This window comes from Dolomitihabitans soli, assembly GCF_022213955.1.
Classification (GTDB): domain Bacteria; phylum Actinomycetota; class Actinomycetes; order Streptosporangiales; family Streptosporangiaceae; genus Streptosporangium_A; species Streptosporangium_A soli.
On record NZ_JAKNTW010000013.1, the window covers coordinates 78,079 to 93,915 of the forward strand.

Genomic DNA, 15,837 nt, shown 5'->3' on the forward strand with positions numbered 1-15,837 from the left:
CGTCCCGAAAGGGTGAGCGTCGCGCCTGGAAGAACACAACGATCACCCTGGGGACACCGTCAGTAGGTGGGCAGGCTCGGGTCGATCGTCTTGATCCAGCTGAGCACACCGCCGCCGACGTGGACCGCGTCGGAGAAGCCCGCGCTCTTGACGACCGCCAGCGCCTCGGCGCTGCGGGCGCCGGACTTGCAGTGCAGGATGATCTTCTTGTCCTGGGGCAGCCCTTCCAGCGCGGACCCGTTGAGGAACTCGCCCTTGGGGATCAGCTTGGCACCGGGGATGGAGACGATCTCGTACTCGTTCGGCTCGCGGACGTCGATCAGGAAGATGTCGTCGCCGCGATCCTGCATCTCCTTCAGCTCCCGCGCCGTGATCGTGGCGCCGCTGGCGGCTTCCTGAGCCTCTTCCGAGACCGTGCCGCAGAACGCCTCGTAGTCGTCGAGAAGCTGGGTGACCGTGGGGTTCTTACCGCACAGGACGCACTCGGGGTCCTTGCGGACCTTGACCGTCCGGTACTGCATCTCCAGGGCGTCGTAGATCATCAGACGGCCGACGAGCGGGTCGCCGATACCGGCGAGCACCTTGATGGCCTCGTTGACCTGGATCGAGCCGATCGAGGCGCACAGCACGCCCAGCACGCCGCCCTCGGCGCACGAGGGCACCATGCCGGGCGGCGGCGGCTCGGGGTAGAGGCAGCGGTAGCAGGGGCCGTGCTCGGCCCAGAACACGCTCGCCTGCCCGTCGAACCGGTAGATCGATCCCCAGACGTACGGCTTGCCGAGCAGGACGGCCGCGTCGTTCACCATGTAGCGGGTGGCGAAGTTGTCGGTGCCGTCCACGATCAGGTCGTACCCGGAGAAGATCTCCATGACGTTCTCGGTGGTCAGCGCCGTGTTGTGGACGACCACGTCGATCAGCGGGTTGATCTCGCGCACCGACGCGGCGGCGCTCTCGGCCTTCAGCCGGCCCACGTCGGACTGCCCGTGGATCACCTGGCGTTGCAGGTTCGACTCGTCGACGACGTCGAAGTCGACGACGCCCAGGGTGCCCACGCCCGCGGCGGCCAGGTAGAGCAGCGCGGGAGAGCCCAGCCCGCCCGCGCCCACACACAGCACCTTGGCGTTCTTCAGCCGCTTCTGCCCTGCCATCCCCACATCCGGGATGATCAGGTGGCGCGAGTAACGGCGCACCTCGTCTACGGTCAGCTCGGCTGCCGGCTCAACCAGCGGTGGCAACGACACAGTTCTACGCTCCCGTTTCAAGGGTTCTTCCCTGCTTCTCAACTCAGCCGCGCGGCGGGGAATTCCCCGGCGGGTTCCGTCCCGGCCGTCTCGGTGATCAGCAGCTGCGCCTCGCGGGCGACCGGTCCCGGATACTCCATCTGTGCGACATGCCCGGCCTGGGGCAGCAGAACCAGTCTCACCTCCCGGAACGTCCTGGCCGCCCGGCCGGCCATCTGGGGCCGGACCAGCCGGTCGTGCCGCCCGTGGATCACCAGGGTGGGCGCGGTCACCCTGGCGGCCAGCCGCCACAGGTTCTCCTCACCCCTGCGGAAGTACTCCGTGACGATGCCGCGCGCCGAACAGATGATCGCCGTCCCCGCGTACGGCAGGTCGTCCCGCCTGCGCAGTTCGTCGAGAGCGTCCTGGAAGCGCGCGGGGTGCACCCGTTCCACATCGGCGTAGCACATGCCGAGGCTCGCGCTGAGGCGGCGTTCGGCGGGCACCGCGCGCAGCAGCCGTTCGAAGGCCCATTCCCCGAGCCGGGGCAGGGCGGAGATGGCCACCCGGGCCGGGCCGTACCTCGGCAGCAGGTCGGGCAGGGCCGGTGAGACCAGCGTCAGTGAGCGCACCAGGTCGGGCCGGGTGGCCGCGACGCGCACGGAGACGGCTCCGCCGAGCGAGTTGCCGAACAGGTGGACCGGCCCGCCGCCGACGTGCTCGATCAGCGCGATCACCGCCCTCGCGTGGGCGGCCACCGAGTAGTCGCCGTCGGGCGGCGCCGGTGAGTAGCCGGAGCCGGGGAGGTCGATCGCGTAGCCCGTGACCACGTCCCTGAGCCGGTCCATGAGGTCGGTCCAGTTGGTGGCCGAGCCGGCGAGGCCGTGCACGAACACGGCGGTCTCGGAGGGGCCCGGGGGGGCGCTTCGCACGTGCACCGCGCGCCCGTCGAGGTCGATCAGCTCTCCAGGCCAGTGCGGGATCGGCTCTTCCACCACACGTCCCTTCTCCGGTTCAACTCCTCGGTTCGACGATAGCTCGCCGCCCGACCACGCCCCACTTCTGTAAGGCCCATTCCATTAACCAACGATTCGGACATTAGAGACAGATCATATCAAAACAAGCAATATTTGTTTAATTGTGGCAATAAAGTGATAATCGCTGGGCAAAGGTGTCAGATCGCCGTTTTGTCGACCATCGTGCCGGGAATAACGAGGATTCAGGATGACAGCAGATGGCACTATCAACGGCACTTGATCACGAACCAAGCAAATGCCGGAAATAGACTACTGATGTCGTCCAACGGGGATACGAAACGGCCGACGCCAAGAAGATCGCCGTTGCTCTCAGCACGGCACTCATCGGCGGCATGGTCGGCGCTGGGGGTCGCCGCCGACGCCGCCCAGGCCGGAGTCTCTCCGGACGCCGGACACCGGTGCGGCGGGGGCCGCCACGGGGACACTGGGCGAACCGGACCACTGTCAGGATCGACCACGTCACCGGCCACGGCCGGTTCCATTCGGAATAACGACCCAAGTCGTGGAAAGCGACCGAATCCACGACTGACCAAGACGCGAATTAATCTGTCCTGATATATCAGGATCAGATTAATTCGCCAGCGAGGGCCCGGAACAGCCACCGGGCCCTCGCTTCATTCCACCCGGTCCGCATTCACCCGGTCCACATTCCACTCAGGCGGGCGTCCGCACCGTCAGGCGGACTTGCGGGTCTTGCGCTTGGCGGCGGGCTTCTCCTCCTTGGCCTCTTTCTCCTCGGCCTTCGCGCCCGCGCTCTCGCGGCCCTTCTTGGCGGCGTCGACGCTGGCGCGGAGCGCGGCCATCAGGTCGACGGCCGGGCCCGCCTCGGCCGGTCCGCCCTCCGGCTGGACGACCTCCTTGCCCGCCACCTTTGCCTCGATGACCTGCTGCAACGCCTCCCGGTAGGCGTCGTGGTACTGGGTCGGGTCGAACTCCGACGCCATGGTCTCGATGAGCGACTCGGCCATCTTGAGCTCCTGCGCGCGGACGTCGATGTCCTCGTCGAGGAAGCCGAAGTCCGGAGTGCGGACCTCGTCGGGCCAGAGCATCGTCTCCAGCACGAAGACCCCGTCACGCACCCGCAGGGTGGCCAGCGACTCCCGCTGCCGCAGCGCCACCTTCACGACCGCGACCTGACCGGACCGTTCGAGCGCGTTCCGCAGCAGCACGTACGGCTTGGCGCCCTGGGCGTCGGGCTCAAGGTAGTAGGACTTGGCGAAGTAGATCGGGTCGATCTCCTCTGCCGGGCTGAACTGCAGGACGTCGATTCGGCGGGAGGTGGAGAGCGGGAGGTCCTCGAAGTCCTCGTCGGTGAGAACCACGATCTCCCCGGTCGCCAGCTCGTATCCTTTGGCGATGTCGGCGTAGGCGACCTCTTCGCCGTCGACCGTGCAGACCCGCTTGTACTTGATGCGGCCGCCGTCCTCGCGGTGCACCTGGTGGAAGGTCACGTCCCTCTGCTCGGTCGCGGAGTACAGTTTGACCGGAATCGTGACCAGCCCGAAGGAAATCGCGCCTTTCCAGATGCTGCGCATTCGTCTCTCCCAACAGCGAAGAACCTTCGCACGAATGTTCGAATCACGCGACATCCGGATCGAACCCTGACCATTGGGGGATGTACCCGCCATGGGGGATCCGATGCCATATCCCGTGGAACCGATGCTTGCCGTGCCCGGCATGCTTCCCAATGATGGTTCCCGCTACGCGCTTGAGGTGAAATGGGATGGAATTAGAGCAATTCTGCATAAAAGTTCGGAGGTACGGCTGACCGGACGAGGCGGGGTCGACTTCACCCCCCGCTACCCCGAGGTCTCATCGGTCGTGGCCGCGCTCTACGACCACCAGGCCGTCCTCGACGGCGAACTCGTCGCCTTCGACCCCGCCGGCCGTCCCAGTTTCGAACGGCTCCAGCGGCGGATGCACGTCGTCGACCCCGGCCCGCTCGCCGCCCTGGTCCCGGTGGTCTACCTCCCGTTCGATCTCCTCCATCTCAACGGCCACAACCTCTTCGACCTGCCGTACACCGACCGGCGGACCCTGCTGGAGAGCCTCGACCTGGGTGTGCCGCCGCGCTTTCCCTGCGACAAGGGCGAACTGCTGTCCGCCACCCGCGCGCAGGGACTCGAAGGCGTCATCGCCAAGAAGCTGGACGCGCCCTACCGCCCCGGGAGACGTACCGACTGGTGGATCAAGGTGAAGAACCAGGAGACGCGCGACGTGGTGGTCGGCGGCTGGCGGCCCGGCAAGGGACGCCGGTCCGGCGGCATCGGCTCGCTGCTCGTGGGCGCCTTCGGCGCGAACGGCCTGAGCTACCTCGGCCACGTCGGCACGGGCTTCACCGACGTCGTCCTCGACCAGCTGTACGGCATGCTCAGGCCACTGGAGATCGCCGGGAGCGCGTTCGCCGGCGAGTTGCCCAACGACATCACCAGAAACGCCCACTGGGTTCGGCCGGAGCTGGTGGGGGAAGTCGCCTTCACGATGTGGACCCTGGAAAAACGGCTGCGCAACCCGGCGTGGCGTGGACTGCGCCCAGACGTGATCCCCTCGGAGGTAGAACTGTGACGGCGAAGGTACTCGTGCAGGTCGCCGGCAAGGACCTGACGCTGACCAACCTGGACAAGGTGCTCTATCCCCAGGCGGGCTTCACCAAGGCCGAGATCATCGACTACTACTCGCGGATCGCCCCGGTCCTCCTCCCCCATCTGCGGGGACGGCCGCTGACCGTGAAGAGATACCCGAACGGCGTGGAGTCGAAGTTCTTCTTCGAGAAGAACGCCCCCGCCCACACCCCCGCGTGGGTCCGCAAGGTGAACGTGCCCACCCCGGGCAGCACCAAGGACCGCGACACCATCGACTTCGCCGTGATCGAGGACCTGCCCACGCTGGTCTACTACGCGAACCTGGCCGCCCTGGAGCTGCACGTGCCGATGTGGCGGGTGGACGACGCGGGCGGCGCGGTCGATCCCGACACGCTGGTCTTCGACCTCGACCCCGGCTCCCCCGCGACCATCGTGGAGTGCTGCCGGGTGGCCCGCCTGCTCCGCGACATCCTCGCCGACGACGGCCTGACCGCCTGCCCCAAGACCAGCGGCAACAAGGGAATGCAGCTCTACGCCCACTGGGACCGCGGCCCCGACCCCTCGGCGTACGCCAGGAAGATCGCGCAGCGGCTGGAGTCGGAGCACCCGGGCGAGATCGTCAGCGTGATGACCAGGAAGATCCGCACGGGCAAGGTCTTCATCGACTGGAGCCAGAACAACCCCTTCAAGACGACCATCGCCCCCTACTCGCTCCGCGCCCGTTCCTTCCCCACCGTGTCCACCCCGTTGACCTGGGATGAGGTCGAAGGCTGCACCAGCCAGGAGGAGCTCGTCTTCACCGCGGAGGACGTTCTGGCCCGGGTGGAGGAACACGGAGACCTGTTCGGACCGCTGGCCCCCTAGCACCCGCGCGCACGGGTCGTAGGGTGGGGTGTATCCCCGGTTTCGTCTAGGGAGGGAGTGGCATGTCTGAGATGGACGTGCGTGGAGACGGCCTGGCCGAGGACGCCCTCGACGAGCGGCCCCCGCGGGAGGTCGGCGTCGAGACGCCCGAGGCCGACGCGGCGGAACAGCGGCGCGCGGATCGCGAGACGGATCAGCGACGCGAGGACGACCTGCCGTTCGACGTCGATCCCGCCGACGACGCCGAGCAGAACAGGACCGTGGACCTCGATGACGACGACTATCGTTGACCTGGTTACCCGCGCGTAGGATGACGCGAAACGTTCGACCATCCCCGGTAGGAGATCGCCGTGACCGCTACCCCGGAAGCCAAACCCCGGGGCACCCGGCTGCCCCGGCTGGCCCGCCGCCGCCAACTGCTGAGCGCGGCGCAGGAAGTGTTCGTGGAGAACGGCTACCACGCGGCCGCGATGGACGAGATCGCCGAGCGCGCCGGCGTCAGCAAGCCGGTGCTCTACCAGCACTTCCCCGGCAAGCTGGAGCTCTACCTGGCCCTCCTCGACCTGCACGTCGAGGACATGGTCAACCGCTGCCGCGAGGCGCTGGCCTCCACCACCGACAACAAGCAGCGGGTCCAGGCGGCCATCGGCGCCTTCTTCGACTTCGTCTCCAGCCAGGGTGAGGCGTTCCGGCTGGTCTTCGAGTCCGACCTGCGCAATGTCGCGCCCGTCCGTCAGCGCGTGGAGCGGTCCCTCCAGGAGAGCGCCGACATGATCAGTGAGGTGATCCAGGAGGACACCGGCTGTTCGAGCGACGAGGCCCACCTGCTGGGCGTCGGACTGGTCGGCATGGCCGAGGTCAGCGCGCGCTACTGGCTGACCAGCCAGGGATCGATTCCCAAGGAGGCGGCCACCCAGTTGATGGCCCGCCTCGCGTGGCGCGGCATCAGCGGCTTTCCCCGCACGGGCTGACCCCCTCGTGTTCGCTTGACGCGATCAATTCACCCACGGGCGCTCCCGCAGGCGACGATGGGGACAACACCCGTCGAAAGGGAGCCAGATGGAAATCAAGATCGGCGTGCGCTCCGTGCACCGAGAGCTCGTGGTCGAGACCGACCTGTCGGCCGAGGAGATCGAGACTGAGCTCCGCAACGCCCTGGCCGCCGAGCGCGGCGTGTTCACCATCGCCGACACCAAGGGCCGCCGGATCATCGTCCCGGTCGCCGCCCTCGGCTTCGTCGAGATCGGCGAGGACGAGACCCGCCCCGTCGGCTTCGGCGGCACGCTCTAACCGGCCCTCCGCGCTTCAACGACCTCAAGGGACCTGCGGTCCCCAGGGCGCCGCGGCGGTTGGCCACCGCGCGGTGCTCTGGCGACGGCTTCCCTGGCTGTTGAGAACGGCCTGGCTCAGCCGCCGGGACACTCCCGACGCCGTCCGAGCCGGCAACCGTGCGGACGATGCGGCCGGCTCCTCTCGTGCCGTCTCAGCCCGACGGTCGGACAGCCCGCGCTCTCCCTTCGCAACACGGCGCGCGAGGTCCACCGATTCGGCCCACATCTGGTCAAGGAACTGCCGTAGCGGCGCGAGGCCCTCATATCCGGCACGTTACAGCCGCCCGGCGCCTTCGCGCCGCACGATTCGCCGGACCTCTCCCCGGGTTCCCGGCGGAACGGCCTCCACAAGGCCGCAGGATCCGGCGGAACGGCCTCCCACGACCTCCCAAGCTCCCGGGGAAACGATCTCCCACAAGTCGCCCGTCCTTCTCACAAGGCGGGCCGGCACCGCGCCGGAGCCGGGCCCGCCTGCCACGCGGCGCCGTCACCCGGGACCGGCGCCGCGTCGCGACGAGGTGACACCAGCGTGCTGCTCACCGGCGACGAGGCGACGAGGCGCAACGAGGCCGCCCGTCAGGCTCCGGGGGTGAGCCCCACGGCGGCCATCCGCTTGCCGTGCGCCTCGGTCAGTCTGGCGAACATCCGCCCCACCTCGGCGAGATCCTCGCCAGGACCGGCAGCGCCGTCCCCGACCAGCAGGATGGCGAGTTCGGGGCGGGCCGCGGCGACCCGCTGCCCCTGGCTCAGCGCCTCGCCCACCATCCGCCTGGCCCACAGCGCGAGCCTGCCCGCGGCTCTCGGGTCGGCGGCCAGCGCGGCGCGTACCCGATCGATCGCGAACTCCGAGCGGCCCTGGTCCGCGAGCACCTCCTCGACGAGGTCGGTGGTCGCGGAGTCCACGTGCCGGGCCGCCTCGCGGTAGAAGTCGAGCGCGATCCCCGTGCCCACGTATGCTTTGACCAGGGCCTCCAGCCAGTCGCTCGGTCTCGTCTGCACGTGCCAGTCGTCCAGCGCCGCCACGAAGGGCGCCATGGCCTCCTCCGGATCGGACCCGAGCTCGGTGAGCCGGTCGCGCAACAGGCGGAAGTGGCCGTACTCGGTCGCCGCCAGATCGCTGAGCGCGGCCAGGTCGGTCAGCGACGGGGCGAGGCGCGCGGCGTCCTCGGCGAGGCGCAGGAACGCGGTCAGCTCGGCGTAGGCGAGCACGCCCAGCAGGTCGGCCACTCCCGCGGCGGGAGGAGAATCACTCATGGATGCAGAGTACGAGGTGACGGCGGACTTCCCGGGACTGAAACATCGGGAACAAACGAAATCGGTTCTCTGTTGTGCTATCGAGTACACTGCTGTGTGAAAGTGCGACCGCGCTGTGTATATCCAGGAGGAAGCTCCCGGATGCCCCCATGTTCTTGGCTCTGCGGTCGCTGATGAATCGATGAGGGTTGGCCCTTCCGCGAGGACCCCGGCACGGGGGAAATCTTACGGCCCGTGGTCCACGCGTGGCCTGCCTTCGATGGAGACTTAGGCAGGCCCACGCTGACGACTTTCCGAGACCTCGGAGTCATTCCAGAGATCGCCGATGCCCTCGAGACCGAGGGCATCACGACGCCGTTTCCCGTACAGGAGATGGCACTTCCGCTCGCCGTGAGCGGCCAGGACGTTATCGGCCAGGCGCGCACCGGCACCGGAAAGACCTATGCGTTCGGCATCGCGATGCTGCAACGCATCGGCAAGCCCCGCAAGAACCGCAAGAAGCCGCGCGGCCTCGTGGTCGTGCCCACCCGCGAGCTGGCACTCCAGGTCACCGAGGACCTGGTCACCGCTGGTGGCAAGCTCGGCTCCCGCATCCTGTCCGTGTACGGCGGGCGCGCGTACGAGCCGCAGATCGAGGCCCTCAAGGCAGGTGTCGACGTGATCGTCGGCACCCCCGGACGGCTGCTCGACCTGGTCAAGCAGAAGCACCTCGATCTCAGTCAGATCGCGATGCTCGTCCTCGACGAGGCCGACCGCATGCTTGACCTCGGCTTCCTGCCCGACATCGAGCGCATCATCAAGCTGGTGCCCGCCGAGCGGCAGACGATGTTGTTCTCCGCCACCATGCCCGGCGAGATCGTCACCCTGTCCCGGCGCTACCTCAACCGGCCCACGCACGTGCGGGCCGAGAACAAGGACATCGACGACGAGGCGACGAAGACGACCCAGTTCGTCTATCGCGTCCATCGGATGGACAAGATCGAGATCGTCGGCCGGCTGCTCCAGTGCGAAGGCCACGGGCTCACCATCCTCTTCTGCGAGACCAAACGCGCCTGCGACATGGTCTCCGAGCAACTCCGCGAGCGTGGCTTCGCGGCGGCGGCCGTCCATGGAGACCTTGGCCAGGGCCAGCGTGAGCAGGCTCTGCGGGCCTTCCGCAGCGGCAAGATCGACGTGCTGGTCGCCACCGACGTGGCGGCTCGGGGCATCGACATCGACGACGTCACGCACGTCGTCAACTACGACTGCCCCCAGGACGACAAGGCGTACGTCCACCGCATCGGCCGCACCGGCCGGGCGGGGCGCACGGGCGTGGCGGTGACCTTCGTGGAGTGGGAGGACCTCACTCGCTGGAAGGTCATCAACAACACGCTCGGCCTTGACTTCGCCGAGCCTGCGGAGACCTACTCCACCTCGCCGCACATCTTCACCGATCTCCTCATCCCGGAGGGGACCCGCGCGGTCCTTCCGCAGGCCAATCGCTCGCGTGCCGGGCTGGCGGCCGAGGAGATCGAGGACCTGGGCGAGACGGGCCGCATCCGCACCCGTCCCACGACAGGGCGCCGGGAGGACCGGCGCGACGACCGGCGGGAGGCCGAGGAACGCCGCGAGCGTCCCGCGAAGACCCGCCAGCGCCGCCGCACCCGCGGCGGGCGCGGCGCCGAGGACGAGACGGTGACCACTCCGGAAAGCCAGCCCGAGACCCGCACCGCAGCCGAGCCCCGCAAGGCCCCGGCACCCGAGCCCCGTACGGCTCCCGCGCCCGAGCCCGAGCGTGCGGCACCGATCCAGGAGCAGGCACGCACGCGTAGGACCCGGTCCAAGTCCGCCGGGCTCAACCCGGACGTGACCCTCGCCGAGGTCCCGCAGACACCCACCACAGAACCGACGATCGAGGAGGTGAGCGGGCAGATGGAACACGCACCCGCGCCCGAACCCGAGCGCATCGTCCCTCCGAGCCCGTTCTCGGTGATCTTCAAGTCACCGGACCTGGCCCACGAAGACGACGACATCGCGCCCTCCGCGGCGACCGAGCGCATGCAGCAGCGCCGCCGTCCCGGCGGCAATCGCTCGAGCAACAGCCCGCGCCGCAGCTGAGCGAAGAGCACCCGAAGGGCCGCCCGGAACATCTCCGGGCGGCCCTTCGCCGTCTCCGGTCCTCCGCGAAACCGGCTACACCCGCGACGGCACCGCCAGATCATCACCACTGTTCCCGGCACAGAGGCCCGCCGCCCTCACATCCCGGTTCACCACCGATATCCGCCTGAGCAACCCACTGCGCCCACCCCGGTTCGCCACCCAAACCGCCCGCGCAACCCACCACGCCAACCACCGCGCCCACCCCGATTCACCACCCAAACCACCCGCGCAACCCACCGCGCCCACCCCCGGTTCACCACCCGAGTCCGCCCGCGCAACCCACCTTGGCAACCACCGCGCTCCACCCCGGTTCACCACCCGAGCCCGCCCGCGCAACCCACCATGGCAACCACCGCGCCCCGCCCCGATTCCGCCGTCGAAACCGGTATAGACGGCTAGACGGTGTCGAGGGCGTGACCGCTGGGTATTGTGGTCCCACGTGAGTACGCCGCGATTCCTGACCCTGCCTCCAGGCGTCCGCCCCCAGCAGATCGAGACCACGCTGGGCACCTTCGCCGCGCTGGAGGCGCTCCCCGTCAGCGGCTTTCCGGAACGTTGGCCGGCGCTCCTGGTCCCGGGGCTCACCGGGAGCAAGGAAGACTTCATCGCGATCCTGCAGACCCTCGCGCAGGCCGGCCGCCGGGTGATCGCCATCGACATGCGGGGCCAGTTCGAGACGCCGGGGCCCGACGACCCGTCCGCCTACAGCTGTGCGGCGCTGGGCAACGACATCGACGCGCTCGCCGAGGCCATCGCCGGTGAGGAGCCCCTGCACCTGCTCGGGCACTCCTTCGGCGGCCTCGTCACCCGTGAGGCGGTCATCGACGGGCGCACCAAGTTCGCCTCCTACACGTTGATGAGTTCTGGTCCCGGCGCCATCGTCGGCCCCCGCGAACGGGCCGGCCGTACGATGGTGCGGGAGTTGCCCGAGCACGGCGTCGACTACGTGTGGGCCAACCGGATGGAGCCGGAGGCGCTGGCCGCGGGCGTGCCCGACGAGATCATCTCGTTCCTGCGCAAGCGGCTGCTGGCCAACTCGGTGACCGGCCTGGCCACCATGGCCAACGAGGTTCTGACTGCCCCGGACCGCACCGACGACCTGGCCGAGATCGCGGTGCCCACCCTGGTCCTGTTCGGCGAGCACGACGACGGCTGGCCGCCGGCCTCGCAGGCCGAGATGGCCCACCGGCTCGCGGCCGACTGCGTGGTGCTGCCCGGCGCGGTCCACTCGCCCGCCGTGGAGGCGCCGGAGACCACGGCGGCGGCGCTGACCAGGTTCTGGAACGCCGCGGAGGCCAGCCTTCTCGGTGGCGTGTAGGTCGCTCCGATGGCGCGCATCGAGGACGTCGTCGTCCAGCCTCCGCACTCGGTGACCTGGCTGGTCCACGTCGACCGTGCCATGTGGGTGGGCGGTGTCCGGGGCCTCATGCTCCAGGCGTTGCATCCCCTCACGATGCGCGGCGTCTGGCAGAACTCCAACTTCCAGGAGGACCCGTTCGGCCGGCTCCGCCGTACCGCGGACTTCGTGGGCCGGGTCACCTATGGCAGCCCCGAGGAGGCCGACGCGGTCGGCAGGCGGGTCCGCGACATCCACCGGGGCCTGCGCGTCCGGGATCCCGGCACGGGCCGGGTCCACCGGGTGGACGACCCCGAGCTGCTGCTCTGGGTGCACTGCGCCGAGGTCTCGTCCTACCTGGAGGTGGCCAGGCGCGGCGGGTTGCGGCTCAGCGACCGCCAGGCCGACCGCTACGTCGCGGAGCAGCGCCGCAGCGCGACCTATGTCGGCCTGCACGCCGAGGACGTGCCCGGCTCGGTGGCCGACCTGAACGACTATCTGACCGGCATGCGCCCCCGGCTCGAAGTCACCCCCGAGGCCGCCGCCACCGTCCGCTTCCTGCTGTGGCCCCGGCTCCCGGCGAACCTGCGCCGTCTCAACCCCGTCAAGGGCCTCTACGTCCCGTTCGGCGCGCTCTGCTACTACACGCTCCCGCCCTGGGCCCGGCGGATGTACGGCGTGCTGCCCGAGGTCCCCGGCGGCGCCGTCACGGCCGCGCTGACGGCCTTCCGGCTGGCCATGAACTCGCTGCCCGATTCCGTCCACCAGCGGGCCTTCAGCGCCGCCACCCGCGAGATGCTCGCGGGCGCCCGCCGGCGACTCGGCGACGCCGGGTACGACACCGGCAACGGCCTGCGCGGCCTCACCGATCCCAACCGCTGGCCGAACCGGTAATCACCGCACGTCACAGGCGTGGGCCTGACTTGTGTGGCACCGACAACTTTTTTTGTCTTGACAATTTAGTTAGTCGGATGGCAGAGTTGCCTCATGCAGGAAAAGGCGGTGATCAATGACCTACTCGCTCTCGGCAGACTGGCTGGTCGCGCTGGCCACCCGGCTGGAGCGCGAGGTGAGCGATCTGATCGCCGGCTCGGCTACGGCCGGCAAGGACGTGGCGACGTTCGCGCTGGACGGCCGGGTGCGGTTCGCCTCGGCGGCCACCCGGGCGGCCTTCGCCGAAGAACTGACGAGTGCGCTCAGCACGCTCGTCAGCAAATATCACGATGAAGCGGCGGAGGGCGGGCGGGAGCACCGCCTGATCGTCGCCATCCATTCCCAACCGAAGAACAAGTTCCAGGAGACCTGAAATGGCGCACGAGTTCGCGATCAGCAAGGAAATCGAGATCGACGCGACCCCCGAGCAGGTGTGGGAGGCGATCTCTTCCGGGCCGGGCGTCGACTCCTGGTTCATGGGGCGCAACGAGATCGAGCCCGGCGTGGGCGGCACGGTGCGGTTCAGCTTCTTCGGCGACACCTCGAAGTCCACGGTGACCGCCTGGGAGCCGGGTAAGCGATTCGCCTACCAGGGCGACGAGGCCGAAGACGGCACGTTCATGGCCTTCGAATACCTCATCGAGGGCCGCGCCGGCGGCAGCACCGTGGTCAGGTTCGTGCACAGCGGCTTCCTCAGCGACGACTGGGAGACCGAGTACGACGCGCTCCAGAAGGGCGACGCGATGTACCTCCACAAGCTCGCCCAGTACGTCACCCACTTCTACGGCCGGATCTCCCGCCGCAACCTGTTCCTCCCCGGCCCCAAGGTGGGCGACGAGAAGCGGGCATGGGCCGCCTTCACGGCCGCCTTCGACGTCACCGGCACGGTCGCCGAGGGAGACAAGGCACGGCTCACCGTCCCCGGGCTACCGGCGGTCGACGGGGTCGTGGACTACGTCGACGCCCACACCTTCCTGGGGGTCCGCACCTCCGACGGGATCTACCGGCTGATCTACGGCCATGACGGCACGCTGGTCGTGGAGCACCACGACTACTCCACCACCGCCGACCAGCAGGACATCGAGCCGGCCTGGCAGAAGTGGCTCACCGGCCTGGCCGGCTAGCCCCCGTCCGCGCACGACCATCGGGTGCCGGTCACGCCGGACCGGCACCCGATGAAGGAACCCCAGCTCACAGCATGCACACCAGGTACGGCCCGCCGATCGGGACTGATTAGACCAGACCATTACGAAAGGCCTTGTTATGGACATCATCAAAGCCGGTAGAACCGGGCGGCGAGCGTGGATCGGGCTGGCCGTACTGGCGCTGCCGACCATGGTGCTGTCGCTGGACATCAGCGTGCTGTATCTGGCGCTTCCGTGGCTGAGCACCGACCTCGGGGCCGACACCACCGAGCAGTTGTGGATCATGGACATCTACACGTTCATGCTCGCCGGTTTCCTGGTCACGATGGGCACGCTCGGCGACCGCATCGGACGCAGGCGGCTGCTGCTGATCGGAGCGGGCGCGTTCGGGGTCGCCTCGGTGCTGGCCGCCTACTCGACCAGCCCGGAGATGCTCATCGCGACCAGGGCGCTGCTGGGGATCGCCGGGGCGACGCTGATGCCGTCGACCATGGCGCTGATCCGCAACCTGTTCCCCGACCCCAAGCAGATGGGGCTGGCGATCGGGGTGTGGTTCAGCTGCTTCATGGGCGGCATGGCGCTCGGCCCGCTCGTCGGCGGGATCCTGCTCCAGAGCTTCTGGTGGGGCTCGGCCTTCCTGCTCGGCGTGCCGTTCATGGCGCTGCTGCTCGTGGTCGGCCCGAAACTGCTCCCCGAGTATCGTGACCCCGCCGCCGGCCGCCTCGACCTGACCAGCGTGGCACTGTCCCTGGCCGCCATTCTGCCGGTCATCTACGGGATCAAGGAACTGGCGCGGAACGGCTGGCAGCCGCTGCCCGTCGTGGCCATCGCGGCCGGTGTGACCTTCGCCGTCCTCTTCACCCGGCGGCAGCGGAGGCTGGCCAACCCGCTGCTCGACCTGCGCCTGTTCGCCGACCGCACGTTCAGCACGGCGATGGGCACGGCGGTCTTCGCCGGGGTCGTCATGGCCGGGACCACCCTGCTGTCCACCCTCTTCCTGCAGTCGGTCGAAGGGCTCTCGCCGCTGAGCGCCGGGCTGTGGCTGCTCCCCCAGAACGTCGCGATGGTGGCCTGCTCCCTGCTCGCCCCCGTCCTGGCCCGGCGGATCCGCCCCGCCTACGTCATGGCCGCCGGCCTGACCATCGGCAGCGCGGGACTCCTCCTGCACACCCAGGTGGGCAGCACCGGTGGCCTCGTCCCGCTGGTCGTCGGCCTCGTCCTCGCCTCGGGCGGCATCGCCTTCCCGATGTCGCTGACGATGAACCTCATCCTCGGCTCCGCCCCGCCCGAGAAGGCGGGCTCGGCGGCCTCCATCTCCGAGACCAGCGGCGAGCTCGGCGTCGCTCTCGGCGTGGCCGTACTGGGCAGCCTCGGCACCCTCGTCTACCGCACCCAGCTCCCCGGCTCCCTGCCCGCCGACCTCCCCGCCGAAGCCGCGAGCAAGGCCACCGAGAGCATCACCTCCGCCGTGGCCACCGCCCAGCAGCTCCCGGCCGCGCTCGGCGCCGACCTCCTCGACGCCGCCCGCACCGCCTACACCAGCGGCCTGAACACGGTCGCCGCCATCGGCGCCGTCGTCTTCCTCACCCTGGCCGCCCTCACCATCGCCCTCCTCCGCAACACCGACCGCCCGACCGCCCCTGCCCCCGCCCCCGCCCGGGAACCGGCCCTCGCCGGAGCCGACTCCCGCTGAACCCTCAGAGGCGGTTCCCTTGGGTTTGAGTCATCTGCGAGAAGCCCCGACAGGCCACCATGGCCCGTCGGGGCTCTTCTTCGCTGAAAGCGTCCGGCACAGAATCGCGCATCGCCCCGTCCAGCGAGCCGATCCGAGTGCGTTGCTCTGGCGTGACCCACCACCACTCGCCCGACGGGTCCCGGCCCGGCTAGACCTTGGTCGCGGTGATCAGGTTCGTCCGGGTACGGCGCCAGCGCCCGGTTGATGAGTTCATTGGCGGAGCGCAGCCCATCGCCACCTGGGACGGCGCGGGCTCCAAGA

The 15,837-nt window shown here is 69.1% G+C and carries 15 protein-coding genes; 11 read left to right on the top strand and 4 right to left on the bottom strand.

Annotated features, from left to right (window positions below; genetic code table 11):
* Positions 1-59: 59 nt before the first annotated feature.
* From moeZ to ku, 3 genes are all read right to left on the bottom strand, one after another.
* Positions 60-1,241: an adenylyltransferase/sulfurtransferase MoeZ gene (moeZ, locus tag MBA17_RS25610; protein WP_238499122.1), complete on the bottom strand. Its 1,182-nt coding sequence runs from the start codon at positions 1,239-1,241 to the stop codon at positions 60-62.
* Positions 1,242-1,279: 38 nt separating this feature from the next.
* Positions 1,280-2,215: an alpha/beta fold hydrolase gene (locus tag MBA17_RS25615; protein WP_238499123.1), complete on the bottom strand. Its 936-nt coding sequence runs from the start codon at positions 2,213-2,215 to the stop codon at positions 1,280-1,282.
* A 716-nt stretch (positions 2,216-2,931) separates the two neighbouring features.
* Positions 2,932-3,792, bottom strand: a complete 861-nt coding sequence (ku, locus tag MBA17_RS25620; RefSeq protein WP_238499124.1) for a non-homologous end joining protein Ku — start codon at positions 3,790-3,792, stop codon at positions 2,932-2,934.
* A 124-nt stretch (positions 3,793-3,916) separates the two neighbouring features.
* Between ku and ligD (MBA17_RS25625) the strand changes: the two genes are divergently transcribed.
* From ligD (MBA17_RS25625) to MBA17_RS25645, 5 genes are all read left to right on the top strand, one after another.
* Positions 3,917-4,822: a non-homologous end-joining DNA ligase gene (ligD, locus tag MBA17_RS25625; RefSeq protein ID WP_274385999.1), complete on the top strand. Its 906-nt coding sequence runs from the start codon at positions 3,917-3,919 to the stop codon at positions 4,820-4,822.
* Entirely contained in the window at positions 4,819-5,703 is an 885-nt protein-coding gene (ligD, locus tag MBA17_RS25630) for a non-homologous end-joining DNA ligase (protein ID WP_238499126.1), read from the top strand. The genes ligD (MBA17_RS25625) and ligD (MBA17_RS25630) overlap by 4 nt, the downstream gene beginning before the upstream one ends.
* 62 nt (positions 5,704-5,765) lie before the next feature.
* A complete protein-coding gene (locus MBA17_RS25635) occupies positions 5,766-5,993 on the top strand; it encodes a hypothetical protein (protein WP_238499127.1) in 228 nt (75 codons plus the stop codon).
* A gap of 60 nt (positions 5,994-6,053) precedes the next feature.
* A complete protein-coding gene (locus MBA17_RS25640) occupies positions 6,054-6,674 on the top strand; it encodes a TetR/AcrR family transcriptional regulator (protein ID WP_238499128.1) in 621 nt (206 codons plus the stop codon).
* Positions 6,675-6,762: 88 nt separating this feature from the next.
* A complete protein-coding gene (locus tag MBA17_RS25645) occupies positions 6,763-6,993 on the top strand; it encodes a DUF3107 domain-containing protein (RefSeq protein ID WP_238499129.1) in 231 nt (76 codons plus the stop codon).
* A 617-nt stretch (positions 6,994-7,610) separates the two neighbouring features.
* Here MBA17_RS25645 and MBA17_RS25650 read toward each other — a convergent pair.
* Positions 7,611-8,288 (bottom strand): ferritin-like fold-containing protein, encoded by a 678-nt coding sequence (locus MBA17_RS25650; protein WP_238499130.1) that lies wholly within the window; start codon positions 8,286-8,288, stop codon positions 7,611-7,613.
* A gap of 372 nt (positions 8,289-8,660) precedes the next feature.
* Between MBA17_RS25650 and MBA17_RS25655 the strand changes: the two genes are divergently transcribed.
* The 6 genes from MBA17_RS25655 to MBA17_RS25680 all read left to right on the top strand — a co-directional run bounded on the left by MBA17_RS25655 (position 8,661) and on the right by MBA17_RS25680 (position 15,534).
* The gene (locus MBA17_RS25655) at positions 8,661-10,385 is read left to right on the top strand and encodes a DEAD/DEAH box helicase (RefSeq protein ID WP_238499131.1); all 1,725 of its coding nucleotides are present in this window, start codon (positions 8,661-8,663) and stop codon (positions 10,383-10,385) included.
* A gap of 481 nt (positions 10,386-10,866) precedes the next feature.
* Positions 10,867-11,745, top strand: coding sequence for an alpha/beta fold hydrolase (locus MBA17_RS25660; protein WP_238499132.1), 879 nt, complete (start codon positions 10,867-10,869; stop codon positions 11,743-11,745).
* Positions 11,746-11,754: 9 nt separating this feature from the next.
* Complete coding sequence (locus MBA17_RS25665; RefSeq protein ID WP_238499133.1) at positions 11,755-12,657, top strand: oxygenase MpaB family protein; 903 nt, start codon at positions 11,755-11,757, stop codon at positions 12,655-12,657.
* Between the two features lie 115 nt (positions 12,658-12,772).
* On the top strand, positions 12,773-13,069 hold the full coding sequence (locus MBA17_RS25670; protein WP_238499134.1) for a hypothetical protein: 297 nt from the start codon (positions 12,773-12,775) through the stop codon (positions 13,067-13,069).
* A 1-nt stretch (position 13,070) separates the two neighbouring features.
* Positions 13,071-13,820, top strand: coding sequence for an SRPBCC family protein (locus tag MBA17_RS25675; RefSeq protein WP_238499135.1), 750 nt, complete (start codon positions 13,071-13,073; stop codon positions 13,818-13,820).
* Between the two features lie 139 nt (positions 13,821-13,959).
* A complete protein-coding gene (locus tag MBA17_RS25680; RefSeq protein WP_238499136.1) occupies positions 13,960-15,534 on the top strand; it encodes an MFS transporter in 1,575 nt (524 codons plus the stop codon).
* The last annotated feature ends 303 nt before the right edge of the window (positions 15,535-15,837 follow it).

What these genes read in the sequence shown, in the direction of transcription:
- ku (WP_238499124.1), bottom strand. Translation starts at nt 3,792, where the DNA reads ATGCGCAGCATCTGGAAAGGCGCGATTTCCTTCGGGCTGGTCACGATT.
- ligD (WP_274385999.1), top strand. Translation starts at nt 3,917, where the DNA reads ATGCTTGCCGTGCCCGGCATGCTTCCCAATGATGGTTCCCGCTACGCG.
- MBA17_RS25635 (WP_238499127.1), top strand. Translation starts at nt 5,766, where the DNA reads ATGTCTGAGATGGACGTGCGTGGAGACGGCCTGGCCGAGGACGCCCTC.
- MBA17_RS25645 (WP_238499129.1), top strand. Translation starts at nt 6,763, where the DNA reads ATGGAAATCAAGATCGGCGTGCGCTCCGTGCACCGAGAGCTCGTGGTC.
- MBA17_RS25650 (WP_238499130.1), bottom strand. Translation starts at nt 8,288, where the DNA reads ATGAGTGATTCTCCTCCCGCCGCGGGAGTGGCCGACCTGCTGGGCGTG.
- MBA17_RS25655 (WP_238499131.1), top strand. Translation starts at nt 8,661, where the DNA reads ATGGCACTTCCGCTCGCCGTGAGCGGCCAGGACGTTATCGGCCAGGCG.
- MBA17_RS25665 (WP_238499133.1), top strand. Translation starts at nt 11,755, where the DNA reads ATGGCGCGCATCGAGGACGTCGTCGTCCAGCCTCCGCACTCGGTGACC.
- MBA17_RS25670 (WP_238499134.1), top strand. Translation starts at nt 12,773, where the DNA reads ATGACCTACTCGCTCTCGGCAGACTGGCTGGTCGCGCTGGCCACCCGG.
- MBA17_RS25675 (WP_238499135.1), top strand. Translation starts at nt 13,071, where the DNA reads ATGGCGCACGAGTTCGCGATCAGCAAGGAAATCGAGATCGACGCGACC.
- MBA17_RS25680 (WP_238499136.1), top strand. Translation starts at nt 13,960, where the DNA reads ATGGACATCATCAAAGCCGGTAGAACCGGGCGGCGAGCGTGGATCGGG.